Genomic DNA, 15,684 nt, shown 5'->3' on the forward strand with positions numbered 1-15,684 from the left:
ATGCCGCTTTCGGGCGGGTTGGCGATGTGGCGGCCCGTCCTTGGCGGCGTGCTGCTGCTTGTCTGGGCGGTGCCGGAGGCGGCCTGGCCGGCGGGGCTGGGGCGGGCGATCGCGGCCTTCTGGGCGCTGATGCCGGCCGCTGTCAGCGCGGGCATGGCCTGGAGTTTCGCGCGCACGCTGCGGGCCGGGCAGGAACCGCTGATCGCGCGCTACACCCGCTTCGACGAGACGCGGGATTCCCAGGAATGCGCGGGGTATGCGCGCGGGCTGACGCTGTTCTGGGCCGTGGTGCTGGGGATGGCGGCGGTGCTGGAGCTGGGGTGCTTCGCGGCCGGGGTGGAGCCGGGCTGGGTGCCCGACCTGGTGCTGCTGGGGCTGTTCCTGGGCGAGCATGCGGTGCGGAGCCTGCGCTTCCCAGCCGGAGGCATCGCTTGGCCGACGCAGACCCTGCGGGCCATCATCCGGGCGGAGCGGGCCGGCCATGCGTGACCTTTCCTTCCTGAACCGGGCGCCGGGGGCCGTGGTGGCGCGGCGCGGCGCGACCGTGGTGACCGCGGGGCGGTACCTGGCGGATGTGCGGGCTCTGGCGGCGCGGTTGCCGGAGGACGGCGTGGCGCTGAACCTCTGCGAGGACCGGTACCTGGCGCTGGTGGCTTTCGGGGCGGCGCTGGCGCGGGGGCAGGTGACGTTGCTGTCGGCGGATCGGTCGGCGCATCGGCAGCGGGAGCTGGCGGGGCGGTATCCGGGGACCTATGCGATCGCGGATTCCGTGGAGACCGTGGTGCCGGCGGTGCTGGCCGGGTCCTTCGGGGTGGGCGAGGGGGCCGGCTTCGAGATCCCGGAAGGGCAGGTGGCGGCGATCGGCTTCACCTCGGGCAGCACGGGGGAGCCGGCGGCGCATGCCAAGCCCTGGGGGGCGCTTGTCGCGGCCGCGCGGGCGGCGGCGGCGCGCTTCGGGCTGGATGACCCGGCGGCCGATGCGACGGTGGTCGGGACGGTGCCGGCGCAGCACATGTACGGCTTCGAGACGACGATGATGCTGCCGCTGCAGGCGCCGGTGGCCATCCATTCCGGACCGCATTTCTACCCGGTGGAGGTGGCGGAGGCCGTGGCGGCGGCGCCGGGGCGGCGGGTTGTCGTCACCACGCCGTTGCAGCTGCGGGCGCTGGTGGCGGGCGAGGTGGCGGGGGTGTCGGCCTTCATCTCGGCGACGGCGCCGCTTTCCCCTGATCTTGCGGCGGAGGCGGAGGCGGTGCTCGGGGCTCCGGTGCTGGAGATCTATGGCGCGACCGAGATGGGGTCCATCGCCAGCCGGCGGACGGTCGGGGGCGAGAGGTGGACCCTGTATGACGGGGTGGCGCTGCGGGGCGAGGGCGATGCCTTCGAGGCCGTGGTGCCCGGGCTGGAAGCGGCGGTGCCGCTGGCGGATCTGATCTCGCTCGAGGCGGATGGGCGGTTCCGGCTGATCGGGCGGCGCGGGGATGTGGTGAAGCGCGGGGGGAAGCGGGCGTCTCTGGCCTGGCTGAACCGGGTGCTGACCGAGGTGGATGGCGTGGAGGACGGGGTGTTCCTGGCGCCGGAGGATCTGGAGCGGAATCCCTCCGCGCGGCTAGCGGCTTACGTCGTGGCGCCCGGGCGGACGGCTGCGGAGATCGCTTCCGCGCTGCGGGAGCGGGTGGAGGCGGTGTTCCTGCCGCGGCCGGTGGTGCTGGTGGAGCGTTTGCCGCGCAATGCGGTGGGCAAGATCACGCGGCATTCCCTGGAGGCGTTGCGGGATGCCTTGCCGGAGCGGGGCGCGCGGTGAGCGAGGCCTGGGAGAGCCGGTTCGCGGTGCCGGCGGAGCATCCCTGCCTGCCCGGGCATTTCCCGGGGCGGCCGGTGGTGCCGGGCGTGGTGCTGCTGGACGGGGTGATGGAGGCGGCGCGGGCGGCGGGGCTGGGCGTGGTTTCGCTGCCCTCCGCGAAGTTCCTGGCACCGGTCGGGCCGGGGCAGGAGGTTGTGGTGTCGCTGCGGCGGGTGGCGGCGGGGCGGGTGGCGTTCAGCGGGACGGTGGATGGGGTGGTGGCGTTTCGGGGGGAGTTCGAATGAAGCGCCGTAAGGCCGGGGGAGTGAACTCCCCCGGTCCCCCTCCTTTTCTTGGTGTGTTTTCTGGGGCGCGTTGGCCGTTGGTCCGCGGCTCCTCGGCCTTTGCCCGATGAGCTGGCTCAAGGAGCGCGAGCGCGGCGGGGCGGCCTTGCGGCTGATGGCCTGGATCGCGCGGCGGGCGGGGTGGGGGTTTTCCTACGCGCTACTCTATCCGGTGACGGCGTATTTCATGCTGTCCGCGCCAGCGCGGCAGCGGGAGGCGGTGCGGCGGTTCCAGGCGCGGGCGCTGGGGCGGGCGCCGGGCTGGCGGGACGAGTGGCGGCAGTATTTCGCCTTCGCGGCGACGATGCTGGACCGGGTTTACCTGCTGCGCGGTGATACGGCGCGGTTCGAGATCACCGTGTCCGGGCTGGAGGCGCTGGACGCGCGGATCGCGGAGGGGCGGGGCTGCGTGCTGCTGGGGGCGCATCTGGGCAGCTTCACGGCCATGCGGGCGCTGGCGGATGGGGGCTGCCCGGTGGAGGTGATGGCCTTCATGTACGAGGCCAATGCGAAGCTCGCGAATGCGGTGTTCGCGGCGCTTTCGCCCGAGAAGGCCGAGATGGTGGTGCCGCTGGGGCAGCCGGATTCGATGCTGCGGGCGAAGGAGTGCCTGGAGCGGGGTGGGCTGGTGGGCATCCTCGCGGATCGGCGGCCGGCGGTGGGGGAAGACCGGGTGGTGCCGGTTTCCTTCCTGGGGGCGACGGCGCCGTTTCCGGCGGGGCCGCATATCCTGGCGGCGGTGCTGCGGGCGCCCGTGATGCTGGCCTTCGGGGTGTGGCGGGGGCCGCGGCGCTACGAGATCATCTTCGAGCCCTTTGCCGACCGGGTGGTGCTGGGGCGGGGGAGCCGGGAGGAGGATCTGCGGGCGAGTGCGCAGGCCTATGCCGCGCGGCTGGAAGAGGTGGCGCGGGCGCATCCGGAGAACTGGTTCAACTTCTACGACTTCTGGGAGGAGATGGGGGTGGTGGAGGCGCCGGCCCCGGTCGTGGTTCCGGCCGCGGCGCCGGTACGCGGCGTGGGGCGGCGGGCGGTGTTCGGGCTGCCGCTGCTCGCGATGCCGGCTCTGGCCCAGGCGGACGGGGTGGAAGCCGTGATGGCGGCGCTGAAGGCGGTGCAGCGGAGCGAGGCGGAGTTCGAGGAGAGCAAGTCCATCGCCGGGCTGGCGGATACGCTGTCGAGCCGGGGGACCTTGCTGTGGCAGGCGCCGTCCACGCTGGAGAAGCGGGTGGTGGAGCCGTTCTCCGAGCGGGTGACGGTTTCGGGGGAGCGGCTGGTCTATGAGCGAGGGCGGGACCGGCAGGAGGTGAACCTGGGCCAGGCGCCGGAGGTGCGGGCGCTGGTGGAGGCGATCCGCTCCACCCTGGCGGGGGATCTGGCGGAACTGCGGCGGCATTACACCGTGGGCTTCGAGGGGGCCCTGGCGGGGTGGACCATCCGGCTCGATCCGCTCTCGGTGCGGGTGCGGGCGGTGGTGCAGCGGGTGGAGATCCGCGGGGCGGGGGGAGCGATCACCCGGTTCGAGACGGTGGGGAATGAGTCCTCGGTGATGCGGATTTCGCCGCGGCCTTGAAGAAAGGAAGGCCGGGGAGAAGGAATTCTCCCCGGACCCCTCATCTTCTTTTTCGAGTTTTCCAGGTGCGCCGTTCTCGCTGGCGCGCCAGCGCTTCACCTCAAAAGAAGGAGGGGGTCTGGGGGAATTCACTCCCCCGGCCTTGCTGACCCATGACCCGTTTTCCCGCCGCGCGTCCTGCCCTTGCCTTGCTGGTTCTGGCCGTCCTGGGCGTGCTGCTGTTCCGCGCCATCGAGATTCGCACGGACATGGCGGATTTCCTGCCGCCGGCGGCGACGCCGGAGGCGGGGTTTCTGCTGGACGAGTTGCGGGAAGGGGCGGCGACGACCTTGCTTCTTGTCGGGCTGGAAGGGGCCGAGGAGGGGGAGCTGGCGCGGGTTTCGCGGGTGATGGGCGAGGCGATGCGGGGGAGCGGGCGGTTCGCCTTCGTGGGGAACGGAACGGCGGATCTGACGGAGCCGGAGCAGGTGTTGCTGTTCCGGTACCGGTACCTGCTTGGCGCTTCCGAAGGGCGGTTTGAGGTGGCGGGGCTGCGCCGGGGGCTGGAGGAGGTGCTGGACGGGCTGCGGTCCTCGATGTCCGGAATGTTCTCGCGGCTGGGGTTCGCGGATCCGACGGGGGTGTTTCTTGGGACGCTGAAAGGGTGGCTGGGCGGGAGCTCGGTGCAGGTGCGGCAGGGGGCCTGGTTCGCGGGCGGTGAGGGGCCGCCGCGGGCGTTGATGGTGGCGCGGAGCCGGGCGCTGGGGACGGATACCGAGGGGCAGCGGTTGGCGGCGGAGGCGGTGCGGGCGGCCTTCGAGGTGGCGGAGCCCAGGGGGGCGCGGCTGCTGCTCTCGGGGCCGGGGGTGTTCGCGGCGAGTGCGGCGGCGGCGGTGAAGGCGGATGTGGAGCGGGTCTCGGTGCTGTCGGGCGCGCTGCTGCTGGGGTTCCTGCTGTGGCGGTACCGGTCGGTGACAGTGTTGCTGGTGGCGGGGGTGCCGTTGCTGGCGGGGACGCTGGCGGGGGCCTTGGCCGTGGCGCTGGTGTTCGGGCGGGTGCAGGGGGCGGCGCTGGGCTTCGGGGTGACGATGCTGGGGGTGGCGGTGGACTACCCGATCCTGCTGCTGACGGGGCGTCGGCCCGGGGAGGCCTTGGAGGAGGCGGCGCGGCGGATCTGGCCGACCCTGCGGCTGGCGGCGGGGGCGGCGGCGCTGGGGCTGGTGGCGATGATGGCGTCCGGCTTTCCGGGGCTGGCGCAGCTGGGGTTGTTCGGGGCGGCGGGGTTGCTGGCGGGGGCGGCGGTGACGCGCTGGGGGCTGCCGGCGCTGGTGCGGGGGGAGGTTGTGGCGCGGCCCCTGCCGGGGACGGTGCTGCGGGGGTTGGGGCGTGTGGCCGGGCGGCCCCTGGTGGCGGCGGGGGTGGTCGGGTTGGCGCTGGGGTGGATGGTGCTGGCGGGGCCTCCGCGCTGGGAGGATGACATCGCGCGGCTGAGCCCGGTGCCGGAGGTGGAGCGGAACCTGGATACCGAGTTGCGCGGGCAACTGGGGGCGCCGGATGTGCGACACCTGGTGGCGCTGCGCGGGGCGAGCGAGGAGGCGGTTCTGCTGGCCTCCGAGCGGGTGGCGGGGGCCTTGGCGCCGCTGCTGGCGGATGGGCGGTTGGGCGGGCTGGACCTGCCGAGCCGGTATCTGCCGAGCCGGGCCACCCAGGCGGCGCGGCAGGCGGGGTTGCCGGACCCGGCGGTGCTGGAGGCGCGGCTGGCGGAGGCGATGCAGGGGCTGCCCTTCCGGGCCGGAGCTTTCGCGTCCTTCCTGGCCGGGGTGGAGGAGAGCCGAGGGCTGGCGCCGCTGGATTCGGCCGCCATGGCGGGGGCGCCGCTGATCTCGACGCGGCTGTCGCCGATGCTGGCGCGGCATGGAGAGGGCTGGCGGGGGCTGGGGCTGGTTTCGGGCGTGCGGGACGTGGAGGCGGTGCGGGCGGCGGTGCGGGGGCTCGGCGAGGCGGGCGTGCTGTTCGTGGACGTGAAGGGCGAGACGGAGGGGATGATCGCGGCGACCACGCGCGGGGCGCTCGCTTGGTGCGGGGTGGGGGCGGTTGGCGTGCTGGTGCTGCTGGGTGTGGGGCTGGGCGGGCTGCGGGCCGCGCTGTGGCGTGTGGCGCCGATCGCGGGGGCGGTGGTGGTGGTGCTGGCGGTGCTCTCGGCGATGGGGGCGCGGCTGACGCCGTTCCACCTGGCCGCGTTGCTGCTGATGGCGGGGGTGGGGCTGGATTACGCGCTGTTCCTCGCGCGGCCGGTTCATGGAACGCCCGGGCGGGACGCCGAGGAGGCGGGGCGGGTGATGGCGGCGGTGCTGACCTGCACGGTGACGACGCTGCTGACCTTTGGGATGCTGGCGCTGTGCGAGACGCCGGTGCTGCGGGGGATCGGGGTGACGGTTTCGGTGGGGGTGGCGGCGGCGTTCGGGTTGGCGCTGCTGATGGCGCCGGGGGTGGCCCCTGGGAAGGCTCTGCCTTCCCAGACCCATCCGCCAGGGAACTGAGTTCCCTGGACCTTCCGTCTGTTGGTGCGCCTGAGGTCCACGACCTCAGGCGAGGGACATGGCTGTTTGGGTGGCCGGGGCTTTGGCCTGCGGCGCTGTCTGTAGACACTGTTCCCGTGAAAACTTGACGCGGGGTCCGCGGAGGCCGGTGCCTTCCCGGCGGAGGGTCCGGGAGGCGGCGCCTTCCGGGGGCAGCCCGCGCAGGCCAGGGGTTTGCGGCGATTCCTGTGTCATTCCCGCTGCACATCGGCGTTGCGCGATGCGATACAGCGGCCAGATGCCCTCCATGCTTCCCACCCTCGCGATGACCGCCTTTACCGCCACCAGTGCCATGGGCACGGGAGTGGCGGAGACACGGGCGGCGTTGCATGCGCGGCGGGGCGGGTTGGCGCCGTGTGATCTGCCTGGGATGCCGGAGGGGGTCTGGGTCGGGCGCGTGGCGGGGCTGGATGGGGTGACGCTGCCGGAGGGGTTGGGGCGGTATGACTGCCGCAACCATCGGCTGGCGGAGCTGGGGTTGCGGCAGGACGGGTTCGTGGAGGCGGTGGCGGAGGCGGCGGCGCGGTATGGCGCGGCGCGGGTGGGCGTGGTGCTGGGGACGAGCACGTCCGGCATCGCGGAGACCGAGGCGGCTTATGCGGCGCGGGATGGGGATGGCGTGCTGCCGGCGGGGTTCGACTTCACGCACACGCATGATCTGTACGCGCTGCCGCGGTACGTGCGGGCGCGGCTGGGGCTGCGGGGGCCGGCGGTGGCGGTTTCGACGGCCTGCACCTCGGGGGCGCGGTGTTTCCTCGAGGCGCAGTCGATGATCGCGGCGGGGCTGTGCGACGCGGTGGTGGTGGGTGGCGTCGATACGCTGTGCCGGATGACGCTGCACGGGTTCAACTCGCTGGAGCTGCTGTCCAAGGGGGCGTGCCGGCCCTGTGCTGCGGATCGGGACGGGATCTCGATCGGGGAGGCGGCGGGGTTCGCGCTGCTGGTGCGGGCGGAGGATGCGCCGGAGGGGACGGTGGCCCTGCTGGGCGCGGGAGCGAGCGCGGATGGGCACCACATGTCCTCCCCGCATCCGGATGGGCTGGGAGCGGTGGCGGCGATCCGGGCGGCGCTGGAGGCGGCGGGGGGCGTGGAGGTGGATTACATCAACCTGCACGGCACCGGCACGCGGGCGAATGACGCGATGGAGGGGAATGCCGTGCGGGCGGTGTTCGGGGACCGGGTGCCGTGTTCCTCCACCAAGGGGTGGACGGGGCATACGCTGGGGGCTTCGGGCGCGCTGGAGGCGGTGATCGCGGCGATCTGCGTGGCGGATGGGCTGGTGCCGGGGTGCCTGGGCGTGGAGACGCCCGATCCGGGGTTCGGGGTGGATGTGGCCACCCAAAACCGGGCGCGGCCGGTGCAGCGGGTGTTGAGCAATTCCTTCGGCTTCGGGGGCAGCAATTTGGCTCTCGTGATCGGGCGCTCGTGATCGGGCGGGCCTGAGCATCATGCGCTGCGGGATTGCGGGGGTTGGGCTGCTCGGGCCCGGGCTGGCCGGCTGGGCGGCGGGTCGGGCGGTGCTGACGGGGGAAGCGGCGTGGGAGCCGGGGCCGGTGAGCCTGCCGCCGCCCGCGGTGCTGCCGCCGACGGAGCGGCGGCGGACGAGTGCGGCCGTGCGGCTGGCGCTGGCAGTGGCCGCAGAGGCGGCCGCGGATTCGGGGATGGCGCCGGAGACGCTGGAGACGGTGTTCGCTTCGTCCAATGGGGACGGGGCTGTTGTGGGGTCCATCCTGGAGGCGTTGGCGACGCCGGGTGGGGCGATTTCGCCAACGCAGTTCCACAACTCCGTGCACAATGCGGCGGCGGGGTACTGGGGCATTGCCGTGGGGTCGATGCGGGCCTCGGTCAGCCTGGGCGGGCATGACGACAGCTTCGCGACCGGGTTGATGCAGGCGGTGGCGGCGGTGGTGGGGCGCGGGGTGCCGGTGCTGTTCTGCTGCTACGACGCGCCGTTGATTGCGCCATTGGACTCGCGGCGGTTCACCGATGTGGTGTTCGGGGCGGCGCTTGTGCTGGTGCCGCTGGAGGATGCGGCGCGGGTGGTGCTTTCCGTCGAGATGGCGGAGCGGGCGGAGGCGGCTTCGGCGGGGGCGTTCGGCGCGTTGATGGCCGGGAATCCGGCGGCGCGGGCCTTGCCGTTGTTGCAGGCGCTGGCGGCGGGGCGGGCGGCGCGGGTGGGGTTGCCGTTGGTGGATGGTGGGGCGGTGGTTCTGGGGGTGGAGCCGTGTTGATCGCAGGGGGCGCTGCCCCCTGCACCCCCGCCGGGGACTACTGGTCCCCGGGCCTCTTTTGGGATTGTCGTGGAATGTGGCCGCTGTGACGCCTGTCGTGCCGCATGGGGGGGCGATGCGGTTGCTCTCGCGTGTTGTCGCGCATGATGACGACGCGATTGTTTGTGCGGCGGTGTCGCATCGGGACTTCGGGAATCCGTTGCGGCGGGACGGGATGCTGCCGGCGGTGTGCGGGGTTGAGTACGCGTTGCAGGCGATGGCGGCGCATGGGGCGTTGACGGGCGACGGTGCGGCGCAGGCTGCGGGGTATCTGGCGAGCCTGCGGGGTGTTGCGATGCATGTTGCGCGGTTGGACGATGTTGCGGGGGAGTTGCGCGTGGAGGCGCGGGCCTTGTCGCGCGCGGCGCGCGGGTTCGTTTACGCGTTTCGCGTGCTGGCGGATGGCGTTGAGCTGCTGTCGGGGCAGGCTGCCATCATTATCCCGGAGGACGTTTGATGCCCGGCGCCATGGATCAGAGGAAGGAGGGGGTCTGGGGGAGTTCTCTCCCCCGGCCTTGCTTGCCTTGATGCGCGCGATTGTCAGTGGTGGGGCGAGCCCGATCGGGGCCGCGATCTCACGCGCGCTGGCGCGGGATGGGCTGCATGTGATCGTGCATGGGAGCGGCAATCCGGAGCGGGCGCGCGCGGTGGCGGCGGAGATTGTCGCGGCGGGCGGCAGTGCTGAGGCCGTGGTGTTCGACCTGACGGATGCGGCGGCGTGTGATGTGGCATTGCAGCGCGTGCTGGAGGGCGGTGCGGTGCAGGTGGTGGTGCATAATGCGGGGACGCATGACGATGCGCCGATGGCGGGGATGTCGGCGGCGCAGTGGCATTCGGTGGTGGATGTGTCGCTGAACGGGTTCTTTCATCTTGTGCGGCCGTTGCTGCTGCCGATGATCGGGACGCGGCGGGGGCGGATCATCGCGATTTCGTCGGTGTCTGGCGTGATGGGGAATCGCGGGCAGGCGAATTATGCGGCGGCGAAGGCGGGGCTGCATGGGGCGGTGAAGTCGCTTTCCATGGAGTGCGCGTCTCGTGGGGTGACGGCAAATGCGGTGGCGCCGGGGGTGATCGAGAGCCCGGCGGTGGCCGCGATTTCGGCGGAGCAGATCCGGGCGATGGTGCCGGCGCGGCGGGCGGGGAAGCCGGAGGAGGTGGCCGAGTTGGTGGCGTTTCTGGCTTCCGATCGGGCGGGCTACATCACCGGGCAGGTGGTTTCCATCAACGGGGGCATGGCGTGACGATCGAGACGGTATCGACGCGGGTTGCGTATGAGAATCCGTGGACGCGGGTGCGCGAGGACATCATCCGGCGCGAGGACGGGTCGGAGGGGTTGTACGGTGTTGTCGAGCGGTCAGACTTCGTCGTCGTCGTGCCGGTGCAGGACGGGCGGGTGACGCTGGTGGAGCAGTTCCGCTACCCCGTGCAGCGAAGGATGCTGGAGTTCGTGATGGGCATGTGGGAGACGCGGCCCGGCACGGACCCTGGGCTGATCGCGGCGGGGGAGTTGCGCGAAGAGACGGGGCTGATTGCCGGGCGGATGACCTATGCCGGGGAGATGTTCCAGGGCGCGGGGTACTGCAATCAGCGCGGGCATGTGTTCCTGGCGACGGAGCTGACGCGCGGGGAGACGGCGCGGGAGGCGACGGAGCAGGACCTAGTGTGCCGGGAGGTTTCGGTGGCGGAGTTGGAGGGGCTGTTGCGGGAGGGGGCGATCGCGGATGCGATGAGCATCGCGGCGTTCGGGTTGCTGCGGTTGAAGGGGCTGATTTAGGAGGTGCGATCCCTGCGCTTCGACTCGTGAGGAGGGGGCCAAGTGCAGTCGGATGAAAGCTCTCCCTAATCCAGATCCAAGAGGCTGGTGTTGAGGTATCGGTCCATTACCCTTTCGGTTTTGGTCTTCGGTGCAGTGATCTGTCACCGCATCACGCCAGCGGAGTGTGCTTCCAACGGCCTGCGGAGTTGGGATGAGGTCCTTAAGTTCGTGAGAGAGTATTGGCCGTCAGATCGGTTATATATGGCCAGTTTCTTCAACGAGCTGCAGAGTGCCGGGCGCTTGTCGATGCGGGGTTACGGAGTATCAACGTGGTCATACTGGTACCGTGCACCGGTCTGGCGCGGGTCACTCTGGCCGAGCTCAGGTGACTATCCCACGGCTGACATTGAGGTGACTGCCTGCCGCGAGGTTATTCGTTTCATTACCTACCAATAAACCAAAACAGTCAAAGGGTCTGGGCCGGTGATACGGATCGGGCCACACCTCTACGAGTGCTGATTGGCCTCACAACATTCCCCTTGCCGTTCGCGGTCCTGCGAAGTTCCGACCGCACATGCTGCAGCAGCCTTAGAAAAGAAGATGAGGGGGATCCAAGGGGGAGAATTCCTTCTGCCCCTTGGGGCTGTCGCTAGCCCTCTGCGGTGACACCCAGGCGCTGGATCAACCCGTTCCAGCGGGTGCGTTCGCTGGCGGCGAAGCGGGTGAAGGTGGTGGGGTCAGAGGCGACGACCTCGAAGCCGGCGGTCTCCAGCACGGTGCGGATGCGGGGTTCCTCGAGCGCGGCGCGGGCTTCGGTGGCGAGGCGGGTGGCGATGGTGGGCGGGGTGGCGGCGGGGGCGATGAGGCCGATCCAGGCGTAGCTGCTGGCGTCGGGCAGGCCGGCTTCGGCGAGGGTGGGGGTGTCGGGCAGGCGGGCGAGGCGGGTTTCGGCCGTCACGGCGAGGGCGCGGATCTTGCCGTCCGTCACCTGGGGCAGGACGCCGGCGGCGATGACGATCATCGCCTGGATACGGCCGGCGACGAGGTCCAGCGTGGCCTCGGGGAAGCCGCGATAGGGGACGTGGACGAGGTCGATGCCGAGGCGGGCCTTGATCTCCTCCATCGCCAGGTGGCCGGCCGAGCCGGGGCCGACGGAGCCATAGGAGAGGGCGCCGGGATTGGCCTTGGCATGGGCGACGAGGCCGGCGAGGTCCTGCGCGGGGACGGAGGGGTGGACCACCAGCAACTGCGCGCCCTGGACGAGCTGGGAAAGGAGCGCGAGGTCGGTGGCCGCGTCGTAGGGCAGGCGGGGGAAGAGGGCCTGGGCGGTGACCAGAGGGCCGTTGATGCTGACGCCGATGGTGTGGCCGTCCCGCGCCTTGGCGACGGTGTCGGTGCCGAGATTGCCGCCAGCGCCGGGGCGGTTGTCCACCACGAAGGGCTGGCCGAAGACCTCGGTGAAGCGCGGAACGAGGGCGCGGGCGGCGGTGTCCGGCGTGCTGCCGGGCGGGAAGGGGACGACGAGACGGACGGGGCGGGTGGGCCAGGGTTCGGCCGGGGCTTGGGCGCGCGCGGAAGTGGCGGCGGTGCCGAAGGCGGTGGCGGCGAGGAGGGCGCGCCGGGCGATGAGGGGGGTGGGACGGGTCATGCGGTTTCCTCGCCGGGGATAGGTTCGTTTCGCGGGAGTTTAGGGCAGATCGGGGCGGGGCGGGACCGGGCCACGGCGGAATCCGGACATGAGAAGGGCCGGATCCCCTGCGGGATCCGGCCCTTCTCGTTCAGCGGGTGTTGCGGTCAGCCGACCTGCTGGACCGCGGAGAGCAGCCACGCCTCGCGCGGGCGGCGGACGAAGGTCCACACCTCGGTCACGGTCTGGCGGGCGGTGGGGTCGCCCTCGACCACCTGGCCGGCGGTGTCGCGGGTGACGTCGACCAGGCTGAAGCGCATGGCGACGGTGGCGTATTCCATCCCGTCCTCGGCCCAGGCCTCGGAGAGATCACCGGCCTCGAGCTTCACGTCGCGGGTCTCGTTGCGCCAGCCGCGGGCGGAGAGGTCGCGCAGATCGGATGCGAAGTAGTTGGCCATCTCCGGCGTGGCGAGGCGGCGGAGGCCGGCGACATCGCCGCGCGACCAGGCCTCGTTGATGCCGACGAGCGAGCGCTCAAAGGCGGCGAAGTCGGTTTCGGTCACCTCCACGGGGCGGGAGGCGGCGGGCGCGATGCCGGCGGGGCCGCGGGCAGCGGGGTTGCCGCTGTCCTGCATGGTGCGCGCCATGGCGCCGGGAGCGCCGGGCAGGGTGCGCGGGCCGGGGCCTGCGCCGGCCATGCCCATACCCATCCCGGGCGCGCCCATGGCAGCTTCGCGGCGGCTGCGCAGGACGCGCATCACCAGCCAGACGATGCCGCCGATGAGGGCGAGCTGCAGCAGCAGGCCGAGGAAGCCCGCGCCGCCGGACATGCCGCCGAAAGCACCGCCGCCGAAGAGCATGCCGATGAGGCCGGCGCCGAGCAGGCCGCCCATCATTCCGGACATGAAGCCGCCGCCGAAGATGCCGCCCCGGCCGGGGGTGGTGTAGGAGGGCGCGGGGCGCGGGGCATAGCCGGGCGCGGCCGTGCCGGGGGCCGTGCGGGGTGCCTCGCTCCGGTTGAAGGGGCTGGCGGTGCCCGGCGCCGTGCGGGTGGCGGGCGGCGCGCTGTAGCTGCGTCCGCCCCGGCTGCCCGAGGAGAAGCCGCCGCCCGGGCGGGCTTCGGCAATGGCGGGGCCGAGGGCGAGCGCCAGGGTGGCGAAGGCGGCCAGAAGACGGGCGCGGCGGCGCATGGGACGAATTCTCCCGAAGAGGTTTCTGTCAGGGATGTAATATAGTGGAAAGGCGGCCGGTTTCACCGGGGGAAGCCGCCCAGGGCGCAGGTTCTTTTTCAGGCCGGCTCGGCGTTCCGTTCCGCCATCATTGCGCGATAGGCCGGGCGGGCCTGGCAAGCGGTGATCCAGCCCTGGATGTGGGGCGCGGCCTCGAACAGCGAGGCATCGGGCTGGGCGTAGCGGAGGACCTCGGCGAGGTTGATGTCGGTGACCGTGAAGCGGCCGCCGACGGGGTGGCCGTTTTCCGCGAGCGCGGCGTCCAGCACGGCAAAGGGGGCGCGAAGGCGGGCGGCGGCGGCCTTCGCGTCCTTCTTCTGGACGATGGCGAGGCAGTCGTCCTCGATGCCGCGGACCCAGAGGGACCACATGGCGGTCAGCCCTTCCTCACGCGCGTCGCGCGGGCCGATGGCGCTGTCGGTCTTGCGGGCAAGATAGAGGGTGGTGGCGAGGGATTCATGCAGGATGAAGCCGTCATCCTCCACCGTCGGGATCAGGCCGTTGGGGTTGATGGCCAGGAATTCCGGGGAGGCGGTGTTGAGGGGGGCGTCGGCGGCTGCGGGGTCCGTCAGGCGATAGGCCTGGATGACGGGGATGCGCTCGAAGGGGAGGCCGAGCTCCATGGCGGCCCAGACGGGGCGCGTCGCACGCGAGCGCAGGACGCCGTAGATCTTCAGGGCCATTCGCCTCTCCTCCGGATTGGTGGAAGCGGCAGTAGCACGGGTGGCGTCACACGTCCCGATCACACGTCTCTCTGGCCGTCCGTCACGCGCTGGCGGGCGCGGTGGAGGTGGTAGCGCATGGCCAGGCCCGCGCCTTCGGCATCGCCGCGGCGGATGGCCTCGGCGATGGCCTCGTGCTCCTCGACCACGCGGCGGGCGCGTTCCTTCGAGCCGGTATGGGTGATGCCGAGTGCGACCGTCATGGACTGGTGGATGGTCTCGTTCAGCATCTCCAGCACTTCGGCGAAGAGTGCATTGCCGCTTGCGGCGGCGACGGCGCGGTGGAAATCGTAATCGGCCTGCACGGGGACCGCGCCGGCTTCCAGGCTGGTGCGGAGGGCCTGCAGGGCCTTCTCGATGCGGTCGAGGTCCGGGCCGGTGCGGCGCTCGGCGGCGAGCGCGGCGGCGCGGTCTTCGAGCGCTATGCGGACCTCCATGCAGCGCAGGATGCCGGCGATGTCGGAGACCGGGGCGAGGCGGGTGAGGTGGCCGGAGGGGCGGTGCTGCACGAAGGTGCCGGAGCCCTGGCGGGTGGCGACCAGCCCATCGGCGTGCAGCCGCATCAGCGCCTGCCGCACGGTGGGGCGGGAGACCTGGAAGGCCTGGCAGATCTGGCTTTCCGAAGGGAGCTTGTCGCCCTCCCGGTAAGTGCCGGACACGATGCCCTCGAGGATCTGGCCGTAGAGCTGGTCGCCCAGCCTTTCCTTTCGCCCGGGGACGAGCTTGAGACTGGCCATGCTGCCCTCCGCTGACGAACGCACCTGTCTTACAGGTTGACAGGTTGGAAGGGAATTTGTCAGGTTCCGGGCCGCGACGGAACCCCCGCCCGCTACGAAGACCTGGAGGCGAGACATGCCCGCACCCCATCCCGATGTCCTGGGCGCGCTGCCCGGCATTTCCGGCATTCTCGTCACGCCCTTCGACGGGAATGACCAGATCGCGCCGCAGCTCCTGCGTCCGGTGATCGACCGGGCCGTGAAGGCCGGGGTGCATATCCTGACCGCCAACGGCAACACGGGCGAGTTCTACGGGCTGACCACCGCGGAAGCCGAGGCGATGGTGCATGCGGCGGCCGAGCTGATCGATGGGCGCGTGCCGCTGATCGGCGGCGTGGGGCGCAGCATCGGGGATGCGGTGGCGCTGGCGCGCGCTTCGAAGAAGGCCGGCGCCGCAGCGCTGATGGTGCACCAGCCGCCGGACCCCTTCGTCGCGCCGCGCGGGGTGGTGGCCTATGTGCAGCGGGTGGCCGAGGCGGGGGATGGGCTGCCTCTCGTGCTGTATCTGCGCAATGCCGGCATCGGGCTGGATGCGATCGAGAAGCTCTGCGCCATTCCCGGCGTGGCGGGCGTGAAGTGGGCGACGCCGGAGCCGCTGAAGCTGGCGGAGGCCATTCGCCGCGCTGACCCGAAGACCGTGTGGGTGGGTGGGCTGGCCGAGGTGTGGGCGCCGCCGCTGACGGCCGTTGGTGCGCGGGGCTTCACCTCCGGGCTGATCAATGTGTGGCCGGAGCATTCGGTGGCCATCCATTCGGCGCTGGCGGCGGGCGACTACGCCAAGGCCAACGCCCTGATCGGCACGATGAGCACCTTCGAGGAGCTGCGCGCCGAAGAGGGGAACGGGACGAATGTTTCCGTGGTGAAGGCGGCGCTGAAGCTGATGGGGAATGATTGCGGGCATGTGCGTCCGCCCGGCGCCTGGCCGCTGACGGAGCGGCAGCAGTCGCTGCTGGAGCAGCGGCTGGCGGAGTGGGGCCTGACGGGGCGGAAGGCGGCCTGATCGGGGTTTCGCTTGTGGCCCCTGGGAAGGCGCTGCCTTCCCCGGCCCA

The 15,684-nt window shown here is 71.7% G+C and carries 15 protein-coding genes; 11 read left to right on the forward strand and 4 right to left on the reverse strand.

Going from position 1 to position 15,684, the window contains the following annotated elements:
- From ACVBD7_RS19900 to ACVBD7_RS19945, 10 genes are all read left to right on the forward strand, one after another.
- A complete protein-coding gene (locus ACVBD7_RS19900; RefSeq protein ID WP_458094977.1) occupies positions 1-489 on the forward strand; it encodes a hypothetical protein in 489 nt (162 codons plus the stop codon).
- Positions 482-1,804 (forward strand): AMP-binding protein, encoded by a 1,323-nt coding sequence (locus tag ACVBD7_RS19905; RefSeq protein WP_458094978.1) that lies wholly within the window; start codon positions 482-484, stop codon positions 1,802-1,804. Before ACVBD7_RS19900 ends, ACVBD7_RS19905 begins: the two co-directional genes overlap by 8 nt.
- Entirely contained in the window at positions 1,801-2,088 is a 288-nt protein-coding gene (locus tag ACVBD7_RS19910; protein WP_458094979.1) for a hypothetical protein, read from the forward strand. The genes ACVBD7_RS19905 and ACVBD7_RS19910 overlap by 4 nt, the downstream gene beginning before the upstream one ends.
- 106 nt (positions 2,089-2,194) lie before the next feature.
- Positions 2,195-3,697, forward strand: a complete 1,503-nt coding sequence (locus ACVBD7_RS19915) for an LpxL/LpxP family acyltransferase (protein WP_458094980.1) — start codon at positions 2,195-2,197, stop codon at positions 3,695-3,697.
- 152 nt (positions 3,698-3,849) lie between these two features.
- Positions 3,850-6,216, forward strand: a complete 2,367-nt coding sequence (locus tag ACVBD7_RS19920; RefSeq protein WP_458094981.1) for an MMPL family transporter — start codon at positions 3,850-3,852, stop codon at positions 6,214-6,216.
- 286 nt (positions 6,217-6,502) lie between these two features.
- Positions 6,503-7,684, forward strand: a complete 1,182-nt coding sequence (locus tag ACVBD7_RS19925; RefSeq protein WP_458094982.1) for a beta-ketoacyl-ACP synthase — start codon at positions 6,503-6,505, stop codon at positions 7,682-7,684.
- Between the two features lie 19 nt (positions 7,685-7,703).
- On the forward strand, positions 7,704-8,486 hold the full coding sequence (locus tag ACVBD7_RS19930) for a beta-ketoacyl synthase chain length factor (RefSeq protein ID WP_458094983.1): 783 nt from the start codon (positions 7,704-7,706) through the stop codon (positions 8,484-8,486).
- A 76-nt stretch (positions 8,487-8,562) separates the two neighbouring features.
- On the forward strand, positions 8,563-8,982 hold the full coding sequence (locus ACVBD7_RS19935) for a hypothetical protein (protein WP_458094984.1): 420 nt from the start codon (positions 8,563-8,565) through the stop codon (positions 8,980-8,982).
- A 70-nt stretch (positions 8,983-9,052) separates the two neighbouring features.
- The gene (gene fabG / locus ACVBD7_RS19940) at positions 9,053-9,766 is read left to right on the forward strand and encodes a 3-oxoacyl-ACP reductase FabG (protein WP_458094985.1); all 714 of its coding nucleotides are present in this window, start codon (positions 9,053-9,055) and stop codon (positions 9,764-9,766) included.
- Complete coding sequence (locus tag ACVBD7_RS19945; RefSeq protein WP_458094986.1) at positions 9,763-10,299, forward strand: NUDIX domain-containing protein; 537 nt, start codon at positions 9,763-9,765, stop codon at positions 10,297-10,299. The genes fabG and ACVBD7_RS19945 overlap by 4 nt, the downstream gene beginning before the upstream one ends.
- Positions 10,300-10,930: 631 nt before the next feature.
- On the opposite strand, the gene ACVBD7_RS19950 is transcribed toward ACVBD7_RS19945, so the two are convergent.
- The 4 genes from ACVBD7_RS19950 to ACVBD7_RS19965 form a co-directional block, all read right to left on the reverse strand.
- Complete coding sequence (locus ACVBD7_RS19950; protein WP_458094987.1) at positions 10,931-11,929, reverse strand: Bug family tripartite tricarboxylate transporter substrate binding protein; 999 nt, start codon at positions 11,927-11,929, stop codon at positions 10,931-10,933.
- 146 nt (positions 11,930-12,075) lie between these two features.
- Positions 12,076-13,098 carry a Tim44 domain-containing protein gene (locus ACVBD7_RS19955; RefSeq protein ID WP_458094988.1) on the reverse strand — a complete coding sequence of 341 codons (1,023 nt, stop codon included), beginning with the start codon at positions 13,096-13,098 and terminating at the stop codon, positions 12,076-12,078.
- A 98-nt stretch (positions 13,099-13,196) separates the two neighbouring features.
- Positions 13,197-13,820 carry a glutathione S-transferase family protein gene (locus tag ACVBD7_RS19960; RefSeq protein WP_458094989.1) on the reverse strand — a complete coding sequence of 208 codons (624 nt, stop codon included), beginning with the start codon at positions 13,818-13,820 and terminating at the stop codon, positions 13,197-13,199.
- 59 nt (positions 13,821-13,879) lie between these two features.
- Positions 13,880-14,596: a FadR/GntR family transcriptional regulator gene (locus tag ACVBD7_RS19965; protein WP_458094990.1), complete on the reverse strand. Its 717-nt coding sequence runs from the start codon at positions 14,594-14,596 to the stop codon at positions 13,880-13,882.
- 115 nt (positions 14,597-14,711) lie between these two features.
- Here ACVBD7_RS19965 and ACVBD7_RS19970 point away from each other — a divergent pair, with 115 nt between their 5' ends.
- Positions 14,712-15,635 carry a dihydrodipicolinate synthase family protein gene (locus ACVBD7_RS19970; RefSeq protein ID WP_458094991.1) on the forward strand — a complete coding sequence of 308 codons (924 nt, stop codon included), beginning with the start codon at positions 14,712-14,714 and terminating at the stop codon, positions 15,633-15,635.
- The last annotated feature ends 49 nt before the right edge of the window (positions 15,636-15,684 follow it).

Source organism: Roseomonas sp. WA12 (genome assembly GCF_054165765.1).

Bases quoted from the DNA above. Each gene is read 5' to 3' on its own strand.
- ACVBD7_RS19970 (WP_458094991.1), top strand. From the start codon at position 14,712: ATGCCCGCACCCCATCCCGATGTCCTGGGCGCGCTGCCCGGCATTTCC.
- ACVBD7_RS19965 (WP_458094990.1), bottom strand. From the start codon at position 14,596: ATGGCCAGTCTCAAGCTCGTCCCCGGGCGAAAGGAAAGGCTGGGCGAC.
- ACVBD7_RS19925 (WP_458094982.1), top strand. From the start codon at position 6,503: ATGCTTCCCACCCTCGCGATGACCGCCTTTACCGCCACCAGTGCCATG.
- ACVBD7_RS19930 (WP_458094983.1), top strand. From the start codon at position 7,704: ATGCGCTGCGGGATTGCGGGGGTTGGGCTGCTCGGGCCCGGGCTGGCC.
- ACVBD7_RS19905 (WP_458094978.1), top strand. From the start codon at position 482: ATGCGTGACCTTTCCTTCCTGAACCGGGCGCCGGGGGCCGTGGTGGCG.
- ACVBD7_RS19900 (WP_458094977.1), top strand. From the start codon at position 1: ATGCCGCTTTCGGGCGGGTTGGCGATGTGGCGGCCCGTCCTTGGCGGC.
- ACVBD7_RS19920 (WP_458094981.1), top strand. From the start codon at position 3,850: ATGACCCGTTTTCCCGCCGCGCGTCCTGCCCTTGCCTTGCTGGTTCTG.
- ACVBD7_RS19915 (WP_458094980.1), top strand. From the start codon at position 2,195: ATGAGCTGGCTCAAGGAGCGCGAGCGCGGCGGGGCGGCCTTGCGGCTG.
- fabG (WP_458094985.1), top strand. From the start codon at position 9,053: ATGCGCGCGATTGTCAGTGGTGGGGCGAGCCCGATCGGGGCCGCGATC.
- ACVBD7_RS19960 (WP_458094989.1), bottom strand. From the start codon at position 13,820: ATGGCCCTGAAGATCTACGGCGTCCTGCGCTCGCGTGCGACGCGCCCC.
- ACVBD7_RS19950 (WP_458094987.1), bottom strand. From the start codon at position 11,929: ATGACCCGTCCCACCCCCCTCATCGCCCGGCGCGCCCTCCTCGCCGCC.
- ACVBD7_RS19955 (WP_458094988.1), bottom strand. From the start codon at position 13,098: ATGCGCCGCCGCGCCCGTCTTCTGGCCGCCTTCGCCACCCTGGCGCTC.